15 protein-coding genes are annotated in these 17,053 nt (G+C 62.0%); 11 read left to right on the top strand and 4 right to left on the bottom strand.

Annotated features, from left to right (window positions below; translation table 11 throughout):
• Window positions 1–12: 12 nt before the first annotated feature.
• Complete coding sequence (locus ACZ9BB_RS04995) at window positions 13–849, bottom strand: IclR family transcriptional regulator (protein ID WP_476212790.1); 837 nt, start codon at window positions 847–849, stop codon at window positions 13–15.
• A gap of 245 nt (window positions 850–1,094) precedes the next feature.
• Between ACZ9BB_RS04995 and ACZ9BB_RS04990 the strand changes: the two genes are divergently transcribed.
• The 9 genes from ACZ9BB_RS04990 to ACZ9BB_RS04950 all read left to right on the top strand — a co-directional run bounded on the left by ACZ9BB_RS04990 (window position 1,095) and on the right by ACZ9BB_RS04950 (window position 10,465).
• Window positions 1,095–2,120, top strand: a complete 1,026-nt coding sequence (locus ACZ9BB_RS04990; RefSeq protein ID WP_476212789.1) for an ABC transporter ATP-binding protein — start codon at window positions 1,095–1,097, stop codon at window positions 2,118–2,120.
• A complete protein-coding gene (locus ACZ9BB_RS04985; protein ID WP_476212788.1) occupies window positions 2,117–2,986 on the top strand; it encodes an ABC transporter permease in 870 nt (289 codons plus the stop codon). The genes ACZ9BB_RS04990 and ACZ9BB_RS04985 overlap by 4 nt, the downstream gene beginning before the upstream one ends.
• Before the next feature lie 6 nt (window positions 2,987–2,992).
• A complete protein-coding gene (locus ACZ9BB_RS04980; RefSeq protein ID WP_476212787.1) occupies window positions 2,993–3,787 on the top strand; it encodes an ABC transporter permease in 795 nt (264 codons plus the stop codon).
• A gap of 8 nt (window positions 3,788–3,795) precedes the next feature.
• Window positions 3,796–4,086 carry a (2Fe-2S)-binding protein gene (locus ACZ9BB_RS04975; protein WP_476212786.1) on the top strand — a complete coding sequence of 97 codons (291 nt, stop codon included), beginning with the start codon at window positions 3,796–3,798 and terminating at the stop codon, window positions 4,084–4,086.
• Window positions 4,083–5,438 carry an FAD/NAD(P)-dependent oxidoreductase gene (locus ACZ9BB_RS04970; RefSeq protein ID WP_476212785.1) on the top strand — a complete coding sequence of 452 codons (1,356 nt, stop codon included), beginning with the start codon at window positions 4,083–4,085 and terminating at the stop codon, window positions 5,436–5,438. Before ACZ9BB_RS04975 ends, ACZ9BB_RS04970 begins: the two co-directional genes overlap by 4 nt.
• Entirely contained in the window at window positions 5,435–6,550 is a 1,116-nt protein-coding gene (locus tag ACZ9BB_RS04965; RefSeq protein ID WP_476212784.1) for an NAD(P)/FAD-dependent oxidoreductase, read from the top strand. Before ACZ9BB_RS04970 ends, ACZ9BB_RS04965 begins: the two co-directional genes overlap by 4 nt.
• 18 nt (window positions 6,551–6,568) lie before the next feature.
• Complete coding sequence (locus tag ACZ9BB_RS04960; protein ID WP_476212783.1) at window positions 6,569–7,615, top strand: ABC transporter substrate-binding protein; 1,047 nt, start codon at window positions 6,569–6,571, stop codon at window positions 7,613–7,615.
• 293 nt (window positions 7,616–7,908) lie between these two features.
• Window positions 7,909–9,039: a cell division protein ZapE gene (zapE, locus tag ACZ9BB_RS04955; protein ID WP_476212782.1), complete on the top strand. Its 1,131-nt coding sequence runs from the start codon at window positions 7,909–7,911 to the stop codon at window positions 9,037–9,039.
• Between the two features lie 121 nt (window positions 9,040–9,160).
• Window positions 9,161–10,465 (top strand): leucine-rich repeat-containing protein kinase family protein, encoded by a 1,305-nt coding sequence (locus ACZ9BB_RS04950; RefSeq protein ID WP_476212781.1) that lies wholly within the window; start codon window positions 9,161–9,163, stop codon window positions 10,463–10,465.
• Between the two features lie 73 nt (window positions 10,466–10,538).
• On the opposite strand, the gene ACZ9BB_RS04945 is transcribed toward ACZ9BB_RS04950, so the two are convergent.
• The gene (locus ACZ9BB_RS04945) at window positions 10,539–11,243 is read right to left on the bottom strand and encodes a YebC/PmpR family DNA-binding transcriptional regulator (RefSeq protein ID WP_095053122.1); all 705 of its coding nucleotides are present in this window, start codon (window positions 11,241–11,243) and stop codon (window positions 10,539–10,541) included.
• Window positions 11,244–11,474: 231 nt separating this feature from the next.
• Here ACZ9BB_RS04945 and ACZ9BB_RS04940 point away from each other — a divergent pair, with 231 nt between their 5' ends.
• On the top strand, window positions 11,475–12,893 hold the full coding sequence (locus ACZ9BB_RS04940; RefSeq protein WP_476212780.1) for a type VI secretion system Vgr family protein: 1,419 nt from the start codon (window positions 11,475–11,477) through the stop codon (window positions 12,891–12,893).
• A 324-nt stretch (window positions 12,894–13,217) separates the two neighbouring features.
• Window positions 13,218–13,763, top strand: coding sequence for a cytochrome b (locus tag ACZ9BB_RS04935; RefSeq protein ID WP_476212779.1), 546 nt, complete (start codon window positions 13,218–13,220; stop codon window positions 13,761–13,763).
• Here the strand turns inward: ACZ9BB_RS04935 and ACZ9BB_RS04930 are convergent.
• A complete protein-coding gene (locus ACZ9BB_RS04930; protein WP_476212778.1) occupies window positions 13,760–14,692 on the bottom strand; it encodes a 1-aminocyclopropane-1-carboxylate deaminase/D-cysteine desulfhydrase in 933 nt (310 codons plus the stop codon). The two genes, ACZ9BB_RS04935 and ACZ9BB_RS04930, sit on opposite strands and share 4 nt — an antisense overlap.
• 207 nt (window positions 14,693–14,899) lie before the next feature.
• Entirely contained in the window at window positions 14,900–16,939 is a 2,040-nt protein-coding gene (locus ACZ9BB_RS04925; protein WP_476212777.1) for an oxidoreductase, read from the bottom strand.
• Between the last annotated feature and the right edge of the window lie 114 nt (window positions 16,940–17,053).

The following is a 17,053-nucleotide window of genomic DNA, read 5'->3' as shown; positions in this document are numbered from 1 at the left end:
TTGGAGATTGTGTCACCCCTGCCCAAACACCTGCGAAGGCCTTCGCAACAGCGGATCGAACGGATTGATCCGCGGCCCGATCAGCGCGGCTTCGCGCTTGAGCATTTCCACCACTGTTGGCAAGCGATCCGGCCCCAGGCGATCACTGACCGTGGCGACACTCAGTGCCGCCACCGCCCGGCCTTCGCGGTCGAGGATCGGCACGGCCACCCCGGCCATGCCTTGTAACACGCCAGTGTTGCGCCCGGCATAACCGAGGGTGCGCACATTCTCGACTTCCGAGCGCAGGAACACCTCGTCATACAGGTGAAAATCCCTGAGCCGCGGCAAGTTGTAGTGAATCACCGTGTCGCGCTCTTCTTCCGGCAGAAACGCCAGAATCGCCAGACTGCCCTGCCCCACACCGAGCGCCACCCGCCCGCCGATGTCGCCGGTAAACGTGCGGATCGGAAACGGCCCTTCACTGCGGTCCAGGCAGATCGCATCGAAGCCGCTGCGCGCCAGCAAAAACAACGAATCCCCCAACGACGCCGACAGCCGCAACAACGCCGGCCGCGCCAGTTCCCGCAAGTTGCCGGTATTGCCGGCGCGGGCCGCCAACGCAAAAAACTCCAGGCTCAGGCGATAGCGCTTGCTGCGTGCGTCCTGCTCGACCATGCCCTCGTCCATCAGGCTGCGCAGCAAGCGGTGGGTGGTCGGTTGCGACAAACCGATGCGCTGAGCCAGTTGGGTCACGCGCTCTCCACCCTCGACGGTGTCACCCAGGCTACGCAGCACCGCAAACAACCTTGAGACGGCACCGACACCGACTTCATTCTGGTTTTCATTCCGTTCAGTGGAATCAGACATGTAATTTCTCGATGAAAAATTTACTCACTGAATGAAACTGAAAATAGTCATCGCTTCAGTGAAATATGGCATTGAGCCCATCCTATTCTTCGTCCTACTCTGCGTCCATACAGGGGCGATTCGAACAACAACGGCAGCCGACAGAAGTCGAGCGCCAACGCACCCCGGCAACATCCTTTTCGTATCTGCCCATACAAAAAAGCGCGCCTTTGGCGACGCATAACAATCTCAGGTGGAGCGCAGTCATGGCCTTCGTGCAACTTGAAAACCTCGGCAAACGTTACGGCGAAATAGACGCGGTCGTCGCCACCAACCTGTCGGTGGAAAAAGGCGAGTTCGTTTCCTTGCTCGGCCCCTCCGGCTGCGGCAAAACCACCACCTTGCAAATGATCGCCGGCTTCGTCGAAGTCAGCAGCGGGCGCATTGTGCTGGACGGTCGCGACATCACCCACGCCAAACCCGCCAGCCGCGGCCTTGGGGTAGTGTTCCAGAGTTACGCGCTGTTCCCGCACATGAGCGTGCGCGACAACGTCGCCTTTGGTCTGCGCATGCGCAAAGTGCCCAACGGCGAGTTGCAGCAACGCGTGGACCGGGTGCTGAAACTGGTTCGCCTGCACCAGCACGCCGAGCGTTACCCACGGGAGCTTTCCGGTGGCCAGCGCCAGCGTGTTGCACTGGCCCGCGCCTTGGTGATCGAGCCGCCGGTGTTGCTGCTCGACGAACCGCTGTCCAACCTCGACGCCAATCTGCGCGAAGAGATGCAGTTCGAAATCCGCCGCATCCAGCGCGAAGTCGGCATCACCACGCTGATGGTCACCCACGACCAGTCCGAAGCGCTGTCGATCAGCGACCGGGTGGTGGTGATGCAGGCCGGGCGCATCACCCAGATCGACGCGCCCTACACCCTCTACGAACACCCGCGCACCGAGTTCATTTCCGGGTTCGTCGGCAAAGCCAATCTGCTGCCCGGCGAACGGGACAGTGCTGGCGTCGTGCAGGTCTGCGGCCGTGGCGACGGTGAGCTGACCCTGAGCCTGCGCCCGGAAAAAATCGATCTGCGTGATGTTGGCCATGGTCGTTTGCAAGGCAAGATCGTCAGCCGCTTCTTTCTTGGCAGCCAATGGCTGTACGGCGTATCGACGACCTTGGGCGAACTCTGTGTGGTACGCCGTAACGACGGCTCGGCACCGCTTGCCGAAGGCATGGCGGTCGGGCTCGACTGGGACGCGGCGCTGCTGCGGGTGCTGAGTGTCGACGAGGTGTCGGCATGAACCTGATCAACGCCATTCACCGTGGACGTCAGGGTTATCTATTGTCGGCACCGTCCCTGGCCTTGTACCTCGGCCTGCTGATTATCCCGCTGGGCCTGACACTGGTGCTGTCGTTCAACGTCTTCGACTACAGCTCGGGAATCAACAGCGACGCCTACACCCTCGACCACTACAGCAGCCTGCTGGGCGACCCGTACTTCTACGAGATCTTCCTGCGCACAATGTGGATCAGCGCCCTGACCACCCTGCTCTGCGTGATGATCGGCGTGCCCGAGGCTTACATCCTCAGCCGCATGGGCGCGCCGTGGCGTTCGATCTTCCTGATTCTGATCCTCACGCCACTGCTGATTTCAGTGGTGGTGCGGGCGTTCGGCTGGAGCCTGTTGCTCGGTGCCGACGGCCTGGTCAACCAGACCCTGCAAGCCTTCGGTGGCTCGCCGATGAAGCTGCTCTACACGCCGCTCGCAGTGGTGATCGCGCTGGTCCATGTGATGCTGCCGTTCATGATCATTCCGGTCTGGACCTCGCTGCAAAAACTCGATCCGGCCGCCGAACAAGCCGCGCTGTCGCTGGGCGCCAGCCACTTCACGGTGATACGCAAAGTGGTGTTGCCGCAGGTCATGCCCGGCGTGCTCTCCGGCACCTTGATCGTGTTCGGCCTGGCGGCGAGTTCGTTCGCCATTCCCGGGCTGCTCGGCGGACGCCGGCTGAAAATGGTCGCCACACTGATCTACGACCAATACCTGTCGGAACTCAACTGGCCCATGGGCGCGACGATCGCCGTGGCCCTGCTGTTGCTCAACCTGCTGATCATGCTGTCGTGGAACCGGATGATCGAAGGCCGCTACAAGAAGTCATTGGGATAATTCGTCATGTCCAGAAACGGTCCTTTCGCCCTGCTGTTCCATGCCCTGGTGGTGCTGTTCATGCTCGCGCCGCTGGTGGTGGTGTGCCTTGTGGCCTTCACCCCGGAAAACACCCTGAGCCTGCCGACCACGGACTTTTCCTTGCGCTGGTTCCGCGCGGTGTTCGAACGGGCGGACTTTATCGATGCGTTCTACAACAGCCTGATCCTGGCGTTCTGCGCCGCCACGCTGGCGACGCTGATCGCGGTGCCAGCAGCGCTGGCGATCACTCGCTTCGAGTTCCCCGGACGGGACTTTTTCAATGGGCTGTTCCTGTCGCCGATCATTATTCCGCACCTGGTGCTGGGGGTGGCGTTGCTGCGGCTGTTCGCGCTGATGGGGGTGAATGGCAGCTTCGCCTGGCTGATCTTCGCCCATGTGCTGGTGATCACGCCGTATGTGCTGCGGCTGGTATTGGCGTCGGCCATCGGCCTGGACCGCAGCGCCGAACATGCCGCGCAATCGTTGGGCGCCGGGCGCTTCACGCTGTTCCGGCAAATCACCTTGCCGATGATTTTGCCGGGGGTCGCCGGTGGCTGGTTGCTGGCCTTCATCAACAGTTTCGATGAGGTCACGTTGTCGATCTTCGTCACCTCGCCGGCTACTCAGACGTTGCCGGTGCGCATGTACGTGTACGCCACCGAATCCATCGATCCGATGATGGCGGCGGTGTCGGCCCTGGTCATCGCGCTGACCGCGCTGACGATGATTCTGCTCGATCGGGTGTATGGCCTGGATCGGGTTCTGGTGGGTAAACAATGAGGGCGCCAATGGCTCTGCTGAAACGACTGGCCGAAGGCGACCGCCCGGCCCTGGACTTCACCCTCGACGGCGTGCCCGCCAGTGGCTTGCTCGGCGACACTCTGCTGACGGCCATGCTGACCTGCAGCGAACACCTGCGCGGCAGCGACTTCAGCGCCGAACCCCGCGCCGGCTTCTGCCTGATGGGCGCCTGTCAGGACTGCTGGGTGCGGCTGGGCGATGGCCGCCGGGTGCGGGCGTGTTCGACGCTGCTTGAAGCCGGACAGCACATCAGCCGCGAACCGGGGCGCTTGGTATGAACGCTGTGGTGATCATCGGCGCCGGCCCCGCCGGGATTCGTGCGGCACAGACGCTGGTGGCGCACGGCGTGCGCCCGATTCTGCTGGACGAAGCCGCACGCGGTGGAGGGCAGATTTATCGGCGGCAACCGGCGAACTTCAAACGCTCGCCCGTCAAGTTGTACGGCTTCGAAGCTGCCAAGGCCAACGCGCTGCATCAAACCATCGACGAACTGCGCGAGCAACTCGATTACCGACCCGACACGCTGGTGTGGAACGCCGAGGCCGGCGCGCTCGACACCTTGCATGAGGGCAGCGCTACGCGTGTGGCGTTCTCCCGGGTGATTGTCGCCACGGGCGCCACCGACCGGATTCTGCCGGTGCCGGGCTGGACGTTGCCGGGGGCGTACAGCCTCGGCGCGGCGCAGATCGCCTTGAAGTTTCAGGGCTGTGCCATTGGTGAACGCGTGGTGTTCGCCGGCAGCGGACCGTTGCTGTACCTGGTGGCGTATCAATACGCCAAGGCCGGTGCGAGCGTGGTCGCCGTGCTCGACAGCTCGCCCCTCAGCGCTCAGGCCCGAGCCCTGCCCGGCCTGCTGTCGCAACCGGCCACCCTCGCCAAAGGCCTTTATTACCGCACCTGGCTGACCGCCCACGGCATCCCGGTGCATCAGGGCGCAACCTTGAAACGCATTGATGGCGAACACCGCGTGCAATCGCTGAATTGGTCCAACTCAAAAGACGAACATCAGCTGGAATGCGACGCCGTGGCCTTCGCCCATGGCCTGCGCAGCGAAACCCAACTCGCCGATCTGCTGGGCTGCGAATTCACCTGGAACCCGCTCAACCGCGCCTGGCTACCGCAACGTGACAGTGCCGGGCGCAGCAGTGTCGCCCAGGTGTACCTGGCCGGTGACGGTGCCGGCATCATGGGCGCCGACGCGGCTGAAATGGCCGGTGAACGGGCAGCCCTCGCCTTGCTCGAAGACAGCGGTTACCTGATCCCGCCGCAACGTGCCACCCAGCTGGAACAGTCGCTGAAAAACATCGGCCGATTCCGCCAGGGCCTTGAGCGCGCCTTCGCCTTCCCCGAAGGCTGGGCCGCCGACGCCGCGGATGACTTGATGATCTGCCGCTGCGAAGAAGTGCGCGCCGGCGACATCCGCCAAGTGGTGCGTGAAGGCCATTGGGAAATCAACCGGGTCAAGGCCCATTGCCGGGTCGGTATGGGGCGCTGCCAGGGACGGATGTGTGGCACCGCCGCCGCGGAAATCGTTGCCTGCGCAAGCCGGCGCGCCGTCTCCGACATCGGTCGCCTAAGGGCGCAGGCACCGATCAAACCCCTGCCGTTCGGTCTGGAGGTCGAGCCATGATCGAGGTCGATGCAGTCATCATTGGCGGCGGTATTGTCGGGGCCTCCGCCGCCCTGTTTTTGAGCAAGGCCGGCCGTCGCGTTGCGTTACTGGAGCGGGACTTTTGCGGCTCGCATTCCAGCGGTGTGAACTACGGCGGCGTGCGCCGTCAGGGTCGGCCGCTATCGCAATTACCACTGTCGCAACGGGCTCATGAGATCTGGGGGCAATTGCCGCAGTTGATCGGCATCGACGGCGAGTATCAGCGCAGCGGTCACCTGAAACTGGCCCGCAGTCTCCACGACCTGCACGCCTTGCAGGACTACGCCGCCAGCAGCCAGGGCTTCGGCCTCGATTTACAGGTACTCGAGCGCAACGAATTGCGCGCACGTTTTCCGTGGGTCGGTGAGGTAGCGGTCGGTGCCTCGTTGTGCCCGGACGATGGCCACGCCAACCCGCGCCTGGTGTCTCCGGCGTTTGCCCAAATGGCGCGTCGGCATGGCGCGCAGGTGCATGAGCAATGCGCAGTGACGGCGGTGGAGCATGACGGTCAGCGCTTTCGCGTCAGCACGCAAGCCGGTCTCGAACTGCAGGCGCCTTGGCTACTGAATTGCGCAGGCGCCTGGGCCGGAAACCTCGCCGCGCAATTCGGCGAGGCGGTGCCGATGCACGCCGGGCATCCGGCGATGCTGGTCACCGAACCGTTGCCGCTGGTGATGAATGCCAGCACCGGGGTCGAGGGCGGTGGCATCTATGCCCGTCAGGTCGCTCGCGGCAACTGCGTGTTAGGCGGCGGCCAGGGCTTTGCCCTCGACGATGCCCGCGCCCGGCCTGGCCAAAGCGCAGTGCTCGAGATCCTGCGCCAGGCCGTCGAGCTGTACCCGTTTCTTGAAGGCGCCCAGGCGATTCGCACTTGGAGCGGCACCGAAGGTTATTTGCCCGATCGCCAACCGGTGATCGGCCACAGCAGCACTCAACCCGGTCTGTTGCATGCATTCGGCTTTGCCGGCGCGGGCTTTCAGATCGGGCCCGCGGTGGGCCAGGCGCTCACCGAAATCATCTGTAGCGGCGCGTCAAAGACGCCGCTGGATGCGTTTTCCATCACCCGGTTTCACTCCATCTCCGTAGCTTGATAGAGGAAGGTCGCGCCAATGAATAACCTCAAACGCACTGCACTGCTCGGTTTGTCCTGCATGAGCGCCCTGCTCACGGTCACCCAGGCCCAGGCCGAACCGACGCTTTACCTGGGCATGAACGGCGGGACCATGGAGCGGCTCTACGCCGACAAGGTGCTGCCGGCTTTCGAGAAAGCCAATAACGTCAAAGTGGTGATCGTCCCGGGAACCTCCGCCGACATTCTGGCCAAGGTCCAGGCCAGCAAAGGCAACCCGCAGATGCACGTGATGTTCCTCGACGACGGCATCATGTACCGCGCCATCGCCATGGGCTTGTGCGACAAACTCGAAGACAGCCCGACCCTGGCACAGATTCCGGCCAAGGGCCGCATCAAGGATCAAGCGGTGGCGGTCAGCCTCGGGGTTACGGGGCTGGCGTACAACACGCGGTTGTTCAAGGAAAAAGGCTGGAACGCGCCGACGTCATGGATGGACATGGCCGACCCGCGCTTCAAGGACAAACTGGTGTTCCAGTCGATGGCGTCGTCGACCTTCGGCCTGCATGGTTTTCTGATGTTCAACCGGATTCAGGGCGGCAGCGAAACCGACGTCGAACCGGGGTTCAAGGCCTGGCCGAACACCGTTGGGCGCAACGTGCTGGAGTACATTCCGAGTTCGGCGAAGATCTCCGAAATGCTCCAGACCGACGAAGCGGCACTGTTCCCGCTGACCCCGACCCAAGTCACCGCGCTGAAACTCAAAGGCATGCCGGTGGAATATGCGCAGCCCAAGGAAGGCTCGGTGGTGCTCAACGTGGCCGAATGCGCCATCGCCAACAACACCCAACCGGAACTGGCGCAGAAACTCGCCGCCTTCCTGCTGACGCCCGAAGCGCAAGCCGCCGCGCTTGAAGACGGCGATCAGATTCCATCCAACCCCAATACACCGACCACCGACAAGACCCGCGGTCAGGTCGAGGCGATGAAGCAGTACCTGAACACCGCGATCGCCATCGACTGGGACCAGGTCAACGAACAGCGCCCGGCGTGGAATGACCGGTGGAATCGCAGTATCGAGCGCTAAATAACTGACCGCCCCAAACCTGTGGCGAGGGGGCTTGCCCCCGTTGGGCTGCGAAGCAGCCCCAAAACCATACACCCCGGTTTATCAGAAATACCGGGAGGAAATGGTTGAGGGCGACTGCTACGCAGTCGAACGGGGGCAAGCCCCCTCGCCACAGGCAAGCCCCCTCGCCACAAAAGCCTTCTCACCACAGTAGCTTCACCAACACCAGTGGAAGGAAAATTCCCCATTTGGTTACACTACGCCGCCGCAGCTCGGGGGAGCCGGCCTCAAGACTACGGGGTGACATCACAGTGGCCGTTCGACCGCCCAACCGTCCGCGACTCACACCACGCTGGCCCGCGCTACGCCATTTCCTGGGCAAGGCACTCGCGGCCCCGGCCAGTGGTAACGCGCAAGGTCGGGTGATCCACGACTACTTCCGCCACAAGGCCCAAGCCCAGGGCTACACCCTCAGCCACAGCCAGCAGCGAGTGATCGACTGCATGGCGCAGCACGCTTCGGCGCTGCTGGGCACATCGGCGCCACCCCTCCCCGGTCTTTACCTCTATGGTGCAGTCGGTCGCGGCAAGAGCTGGTTGCTCGATGGTTTTTTCCAGGCCATCCTCGTCGCGGAAAAACAACGCCTGCACTTCCATGAGTTTTTTGCGCAACTGCACCAGGGCATGTTCAGCCATCGCAATCAGCCCGACCCACTGGCGACCACCCTCGACGAACTGCTGCAAGACTGCCGGGTGCTGTGTTTCGATGAATTCCATGTGCATGACATCGGCGATGCGATGCTCATCACGCGGCTGTTCAAAGCCTTGTTCAAGCGCGGGATTCTGCTGCTGGTGACCTCCAACTACCCGCCGGAAGGTTTGCTGCCCAACCCGCTCTACCACGAACGCTTCAAACCAGTGATCGAACTGATCAACTCGCGCATGCAGGTAATGGAAGTCGGCGGCCCCCACGATTACCGCAGTCAGGCGTGCAACCATGCGCATCAGGTATTCACCCAGGGCCAGTACGTCTGGCCAGCCACGCTGGCGCAGCGTCAGGCGTTGCAGCTGCCCGAACACGACACACCGGCCATTCGACTGCCCGTCGGGGCACGGCACCTTCAAGCCCGATACTGCGAAGGGCGAACCATCGGCTTCACCTTCAGTGACCTGTGCGAACAACCCACCGCGGTCATGGACTATCTGGAACTGTGCCGGCGCTTCGACCGCTGGATCATCGACAAACTGCCCAGCCTCGCCGATTGTTCAATCGCCGCCCAGCAGCGCTTCATCAACCTGATCGACGTCTTATACGACCAGGACAAGCACCTGATGCTGCTCGGTCACCAGTCATTGCGCGAAAGCCTGGGCGGCGATGCCATCGACCTGGCACGTACGCGCAGCCGGTTGGGGCAGTTGGTGGAGGTGAGAGATCTGGCTTAACCCCAGGGTTGGTGCAGCACCGGCCTTATCGCGGCCTGACAAGCACCACAACTTTCCCGCTATCATGTCGCCCATTTTCAGGGCCACCATGCCCTCCTCCTGATCAATAGCGAACCTGCCCATGGATACCCTCGCACAACTGCGCGCCGGCCAATTGTCGGGCATCACCCGTCTGGACCTGGCCTGCGGCCTGACAGAATTCCCTCGGGAAATCTTCGACCTGGCGGACTCGCTGGAAGTGCTCAACCTCAGCGGCAATGCCTTGCGCAGCCTGCCAGATGATTTGCATCGCCTGACCCGCCTGCGCGTGCTGTTCTGCTCGGACAACCAGTTCACCGAACTGCCCGCCTGCCTCGGTCAATGCACCGCGCTGACGATGATCGGTTTCAAGGCCAACGCCATCGAAAATGTGCCCGCCGCCGCCCTGCCGCCACTGCTGCGCTGGCTGATCCTGACCGACAACCAAATCCGCGAATTGCCGACCGAGCTGGGTGAACGTCCGCACCTGCAGAAGCTCATGCTCGCCGGCAACCAGCTGCAGCGTTTGCCTGAGAGCTTGAGCCACTGCCATCGACTTGAGTTGATCCGCATCGCCGCCAATCAGCTCACCGAGCTTCCCCAGTGGCTGCTGACGCTGCCGAGCCTGACTTGGCTGGCGTACGCCGGTAACCCGCTGGAAACCGAAGCCGATGCGGCGGCGCTTGAAGCCACGGCGAGCATTCCCTGGTCGGGGCTGAGCCTGGAGAAAAAACTGGGCGAAGGCGCGTCCGGAGTCATTCATCAGGCGTTGTGGGAACAAACCAAACACGTCGCGGTAAAACTCTACAAAGGCGAAATGACCAGCGATGGCTCACCGCTGCATGAGATGAATGCCTGCATCACCGCTGGCCTGCACCCCAATCTGATCCAGGTCGAGGGGCGGGTCGTCGGGCATCCGCAAGCGCAGGCCGGGCTGGTGATGCAACTGATCGATCCGAGTTACCGCAACCTGGCCGGGCTGCCGAGCCTGGCGTCCTGCACTCGCGACGTCTACGCCGACGACACCCGGTTCAGCGCTGGCGTGGCACTGTGCATGGCCACCGGCATCGCCTCGGTGGCCGAGCATCTGCACCGACAAGGCATCACCCACGGCGACCTCTATGGCCACAACATTCTGTGGAACGAACACGGTGATTGCCTGTTGGGGGATTTTGGCGCGGCATCGTTCCATGCCACCGCAGACAGCCTTGAAAGCCGCGCGCTGCAACGGATCGAGGTGCGGGCGTTCGGGGTTTTGCTGGGGGAATTGCTGGAGAGGATCGACTCGGGGTTGAGCGAAGATCAGCGGGTCGCGTTAGAGGATTTACAGCAGCGCTGCTGTCAGCCGGATGTGCTGGCACGGCCGGGGTTCAGTGAGGTGGTGCGGGAGTTGGCTGCATTCAACTAGCGGCAAATACAAAACCTGTGGCGAGGGAGCTTGCTCCCTCACCACAAGTCAGATCACAAACTGTCAGAACCGCTTAACCCGCCAACCCGACAAACATGTCCTGCACGTCATCGTGGTTATCGAGGCCTTCGAGGAACGCTTCGACTTCAGCCATCTGCTCATCACTCAGACCGCTGACCGGGTTCTTCGGCTGGTAGCCCAACTTGGCCGACAATACGGTGAAACCCTGCTCCGGCAGCGCTTTCTGCACCGCATCCAGGTCTGCGGGCTCGGTCAGGAACAGCGTCGCGCCGTCTTCGCCCGGCTCGAAATCCTGGGCACCGGCTTCGATCGCGGCCATTTCCGGATCGGCGTCAGGGCTGTCCGGGGACGCCTCGATCATGCCGACGTGGTTGAAGTCCCAGGCCACCGAGCCGGAAGCGCCCAACTGGCCCTTGCGGAACGCGACGCGGATTTCAGCGACGGTGCGGTTGATGTTGTCAGTCACGCATTCAACGATCAGCGGCACCTGATGCGGGGCGAAACCTTCGTAGGTCACGCGATGGTATTGCACGGTTTCACCGAGCTGACCGGAACCTTTCTTGATCGCACGCTCAAGGGTTTCGCGGGGCATCGAAGCCTTTTTCGCCTGTTCAACCACCAAACGCAGGTGTGCGTTGGTGGCGGTATCGGCACCGTTGCGCGCAGCAATGGTGATTTCCTTCACCAATTTGCCGAAAATCTTGCCCTTGGCGTTGGCTGCCGCTTCTTTGTGTTTAACCTTCCACTGTGCGCCCATTACTCACTCTCTTGATCTGTGGCGCCGAGACATCTATTGGCCGACGCATTGCGCAAGTTTATACGGCCTAAAGATGCCAATCGACCGAAAATTCCAACATCTTTACCCCACGACTGATCGACATTTTCACCAGCGCTTGTAGGGCAATTCTGAAAAGTCGATTTGCGGTGACGCTTCAGGGCTGTGGTTTCGTACCCTCTGCGCCCGTAATCCATGGCAGAAGCGCGTTCGATGCACAACGACAAGGAAAGTCCCTACACCCTGACACTCCTCGACGACAGTTTGAGTCTTCAGGTGTTGCAATTCAGTGGCCGTGAAGGCCTCAACCAACCCTATCGATTCGACATCGACGTGATCGGCCTCGCACCAGCGATAAACCTCGACCGATTACTGCAACAACCGGCGTTCCTGAGGCTTGAAGGTGATCAAGGCATTCACGGCGTGATCCATAGCGTCAGTCGCGAACATCGCGGCACACACCGGGTCGGCTACTCTCTGGTGTTGGCGCCCTACCTGCAACGACTGGAGCAGCACAGCTCACGTCGGGTGTTTTATCGTCTTGGCGTGCCAGCAATCCTGCGCCAGATACTGGAGCAACATCAGTTGCCCGAGCCCAGCTATCGCTTCGAACTGGCAAACGGATGCTACCCGCTGCGACCTTTTTGCATTCAGTACGATGAGAGCGACCTGGCCTTCATGCAGCGCCTGTGCGAAGAAGAAGGCATTCACTATCACTTCGAACATCAGCCCGACGGGCATGTACTGGTGCTGGCCGATGACAGCTTGAGCTTCCCCCAGGAGCCGCTGCTGATGCCGTTTCATGACGACGCATTCCACGACGCCGTCTCGCCAACAATCAGTGAATTGTTCCAGCGCCATGACCCGGCCCCCGCCCCTGCACAATGGGATGCCAGAAACCGCGGCGCGCAGGTGATCGGCGACGGCGCGGCCAACCATCCACTCGCCAGAACGGGCCCGGTGACAGCACGCCCTGCGCCCGAACAGCTTTATCGCGATCAGCTCAGCCGCCGACGGCTGGAACGTCTGCGTTGCCAGCACCGGCAGATCCACGGTCGAAGTAACCAGACTGAGCTGCGCAGTGGACGGATTCTGCAAGTGGCAGAACACCCGCTCTCGAGTTTCAACGATCAGTGGCTGCTCACCGACATCCAGCACCAAGGACAGCAGCCGTCGATTCTCGCCGATGACAAGCCCGGCATCCCCCGGCGCTACAGCAATCAGTTCACTGCCATTCCCTGGTCAACGGTATTCCGGCCGGTGCTCAAACAGGCCAGGCCGAGCATCCCGGGCTATCAGACCGCCCGGGTACTGGGCCCCGTCGGGCAACCGGCGGCGCTCGATGACCAGGGCCGCATCCAGGTCAGGTTGTGGCCGACGCTCGAGGAGGATGACTCCGCCGGTCTCTGGCTACCGGTCGCCCTCGCTGCGCCAGACGGGCGGATCGATTCGTCGAGGTTGCCCATGGCAGGCACCGAGGTGCTGGTCAGTTTTCTCGACAGCGACCCGGACCGGCCGGTGCTGTGTGCCGGCATCGGTCATCGCCAACCTTCCCGACCCGCTACCGAGCCACGCCGCGATGCCCGTCTGCTGCTCGATTGGCTGATCAACCGCTCGGATCTCGCCCCCTGATCTTCATCCCCTGTCGACCTTGCCCGCCGCTGCGGCGAGCCTGGCCAGGCACTGTCCAGGAGTTGCTTCACGCGTGTCTGATGTAAGCAGGCCATCGGCATGACCATGTGCGGCCCGTCCGCCGCCACTTCCAGGCGCCCTTTATCGCATCATAAAAAACGCCAGTTCCTTTAACGGAACTGGCGCTTTTTTGTGGCCAATCACTTGATCCAGAGCATTGAACAACCCATTTGCCTCAGGCAAATCCTACAAAACAGGATTACAGTGAGCGCATGCCGTCGAACAAGAACGGTGATTTCAGACCAGACCTGTGAGGAACACCGTATGCCCTGGAAGAATTCCGAATCACGCTACAGCACCGTGTCGATCGCGCTGCACTGGTTGATGTTGGTTCTGTTAGTACTGGTTTACGCCTGTATCGAATTTCGCGGGATCTTTCCCAAAGGCAGTGGCGGCCGGACGCTGATCAAGGAAGCGCACTTCATGCTCGGCCTGACCGTGTTCGTGCTGGTCTGGTTGCGGCTGTTCGCCCGCAGCCTGGGGCCGGCGCCGCAGATCTTCCCCGCCTCGCCTCACTGGCAAACCATGCTCGCCAAGCTGATGCACTGGGCGCTGTATATTTTCATGATCACCATGCCGATTCTGGGCTGGCTGATTACCAGTGCCGAAGGGCATCGGGTGATGTTCTATGGCATCGACCTGCCGTTGCTGATCGAAGAAAACAAACCGCTGGCCAAGCAACTCGAGGGCTGGCACGTGCTCGGCGGGACCATCGGCTATTGGCTGATCGGGCTGCACGCCGTGGCCGGGCTCTACCACCACTATGTGGTGCGCGATAACACGTTGCTGCGGATGATGCCACGCAGTTAGTCGCGACCGCTTCGCTCGAAACCCCGGCGGCCCTGCAAGCCGCCGGTGTGGATGAAGATCAAACGCGCTCCCCGGGGAAATTTACCGGCTTCGACCTGTTGCTTGAGTGCCATGAGCGCTTTGCCGGTGTACAGCGGTTCGAAAAGAATGCCGCTGGCCTGTTCGGTCTGCTCGACGAATGCAAGCAGCTGCGGATCGACTTTGGCAAAACCGCCACGGCTGGCGTCCAGCAATTCATACAAGGGATCGACCAAACCGGCTTCCTGCACAATCATTCCGACCTGCTGCGCCACGCCATGATCATCAGGCACCGCCAGCGCGCCATACACCGGGTGTTCACCCGCCTCGGCCAGCACCAGACCGGCCAGGGTCGTGCCCGTTCCGCAGGCCAGCCACCAGCCGTCGTAGTTGCTCCAGCCCGGACCGCTCAGTTGCTCGCGGGCCTGTGCCACCAACTGCATACAGCCCTTTGCCCCACGCAAGCCACCACCACCTTCCGGCACCGGTTGCAGCTCGGGGTACTGCTCCCGCCATGACTGCCAGAAGCCCGGTTCGTGCCGCGCTCGATAACCGCCATACCCCAACCAGTGCAACTGCATGCCGAACGCCTGCAAGTCCTTTACTGTCGGGGTGTCTTGCGGATGCCCGCGCAGCAAACCGACAGTGGTGAAACCGAAGCGTTTGCCCGCTGCGGCCAATGCGTGGAGATGGTTGGAGTGAGCACCGCCCAGGCTGATGATGCCTTGGGCGCCGTTCTGGTCGGCGGCTTTGAGATGTTCGATGAGTTTGAACCACTTGTTGCCGCTGATCAGCGGGTCGATCTGGTCCAGACGCAGGATGGCGACGTCGATGCTGGCCGTGGTGAGCCAGTCGAGGTGAAGGGGTTCGAGGGGGGCTTGGGGGAGCCAGTCTGTTGGAGGGGAAAGCATTGATGCCGGCTCTGGGTAAAGAGCCGGTATGTTAACAGCAGACTTGTGGCGAGGGGGCTTGCCCCCGTTCGGCGGCGCAGCCGTCGTAAACCGATTCAACGCGGTGATACTAAAAAATGCGTTGAATCGGTTTGGGGCCGCTGCGCAGCCCAACGGGGGCAAGCCCCCTCGCCACAGCAAGCTCCCTCGCCACAGATTTTGTGTTGATTACAACTCAGCCGCCAACCGCGAACCCTGGTTGATCGCCCGCTTGGCATCCAGCTCCGCCGCCACGTCCGCGCCACCAATCAAATGCACGTTCTGCCCGGCCGCGAGCAAACCGTCCTGCAACTCACGCAACGGATCCTGCCCGGCGCAGATCACAATGTTGTCCACCGGCAGCACTTGCGGTTCGCCGCTATCGCCGATGCGGATGTGCAGGCCGTCATCGTCGATCTTCAGGTACTCGACGCTATTGAGCATCTGCACCTGCTTGTTCTTCAGACCGGTGCGGTGAATCCAGCCGGTGGTCTTGCCCAGGCCATCACCGACCTTGGATTTCTTGCGTTGCAACAGGAACACCTCACGGGCCGGCGCATGGGGCGCAGCCTTGATACCCGCGACACCGCCACGTGCTTCAAGATGCGTATCGATGCCCCACTCCTTCCAGAACGCTTCGCGGTCCTGACTGGTGGGCACGCCTTGGTGCACGAGGAATTCCGACACGTCGAAACCGATACCACCGGCGCCGATCACCGCAACGCGCTTGCCCACCGGTTTACGCTCGAGGATCACGTCCAGGTAGCTCAGCACCTTGGCGTGCTCGACGCCCGGAATCCCCGGCACTCGCGGCGCAATGCCGGTGGCCAGGATGATTTCGTCGTAACCGCCCTCGACCAGCTGCGCCACGTCCACACGGGTGTTCAGGCACAGCTCGACATTGCTGGTCTGCAACTTGCGGTTGAAGTAGCGCAGGGTTTCGAAGAACTCTTCCTTGCCCGGTACGCGCTTGGCGATATTGAACTGGCCGCCGATTTCGCTGGCCGAATCGAACAGGGTCACCTGATGGCCGCGTTCGGCGGCCACAGTGGCGGCAGACAGACCGGCGGGACCTGCGCCAACCACGGCGATTTTCTTGATCTGCTGCACCGGCAGGTAATTGAGTTCAGTTTCATGGCAAGCCCGCGGGTTCACCAGACAACTGGTCAACTTGCCACCAAAGGTGTGGTCCAGGCAGGCCTGGTTGCAACCGATGCAGGTGTTGATTTCATCGCCACGGCCAGCGGCGGCTTTGTTGACGAAATCCGGATCGGCGAGGAACGGCCGCGCCATGGACACCATGTCGGCGTCGCCTTCAGCCAGGATCTGCTCAGCGACTTCCGGGGTGTTGATGCGGTTGGTGGTGATCAGCGGAATGCCTACCTCGCCGCGCAGTTTGGCCGTGACCTTGCTGAACGCCGCACGCGGCACTTTGGTGGCGATGGTCGGAATCCGTGCTTCGTGCCAGCCGATGCCGGTATTGATGATCGTCGCACCGGCCTGCTCGATGGCCTTGGCCAATTGCACGATTTCTTCCCAACTGCTGCCGCCTTCCACCAGGTCGAGCATCGACAGGCGGAAGATAATAATGAAGTTCGGGCCGACCGCTTCGCGCACCCGGCGGACGATTTCCACCGGCAGGCGCATGCGGTTCTCATAAGCACCGCCCCAACGGTCGGTGCGATGGTTGGTGTGGGCCGCGAGGAACTGGTTAATGAAATAACCTTCGGAGCCCATGATCTCGACGCCGTCGTACTCGGCTTGTTGCGCAAGCGTCGAGCAGGTGACGAAATCGCTGATCTGCTTCTCGATGCCTTCCTCGTCCAGTTCCTTAGGCTTGAACGGATTGATCGGCGCCTGGATTGCGCTTGGCGCCACCTGTTTCGGGCTGTAGGCGTAACGGCCGGCATGGAGAATCTGCATGCAGATCTTGCCGCCCGCCTCGTGCACCGCGCGGGTGACGATGCGGTGCTTGAGCGCTTCTTCTTCGGTGGTCAGCTTGGCCGCACCGGAGTACACCCCACCCTCATCGTTCGGGCCGATACCGCCGGTGACCATCAGGCCAACACCGCCACGGGCACGCTCGGCGAAGTACGCGGCCATGCGCTCGAAACCGCCGGGCTTTTCCTCAAGGCCCGTGTGCATCGAGCCCATCAGGGTGCGATTACGCAATGTGGTAAAACCCAGGTCCAGCGGGGCCAACAGGTGCGGGTAATGAGCGGCGGCCATCGGTAACTCCACAACGAGCGATCACAGAAAAAATGTAGGAGCTCTTCGGCCCCCATCAGTCATGTTCGACAGACTAAGAGCCGTACCGCTGTCACTCAATGACCGTAACTGACA

Source organism: Pseudomonas sp. TE3552 (assembly GCF_056278945.1).
Note: the sequence above shows the minus strand (reverse complement) of the source record. Positions and strands in the feature narration are given on the sequence as shown.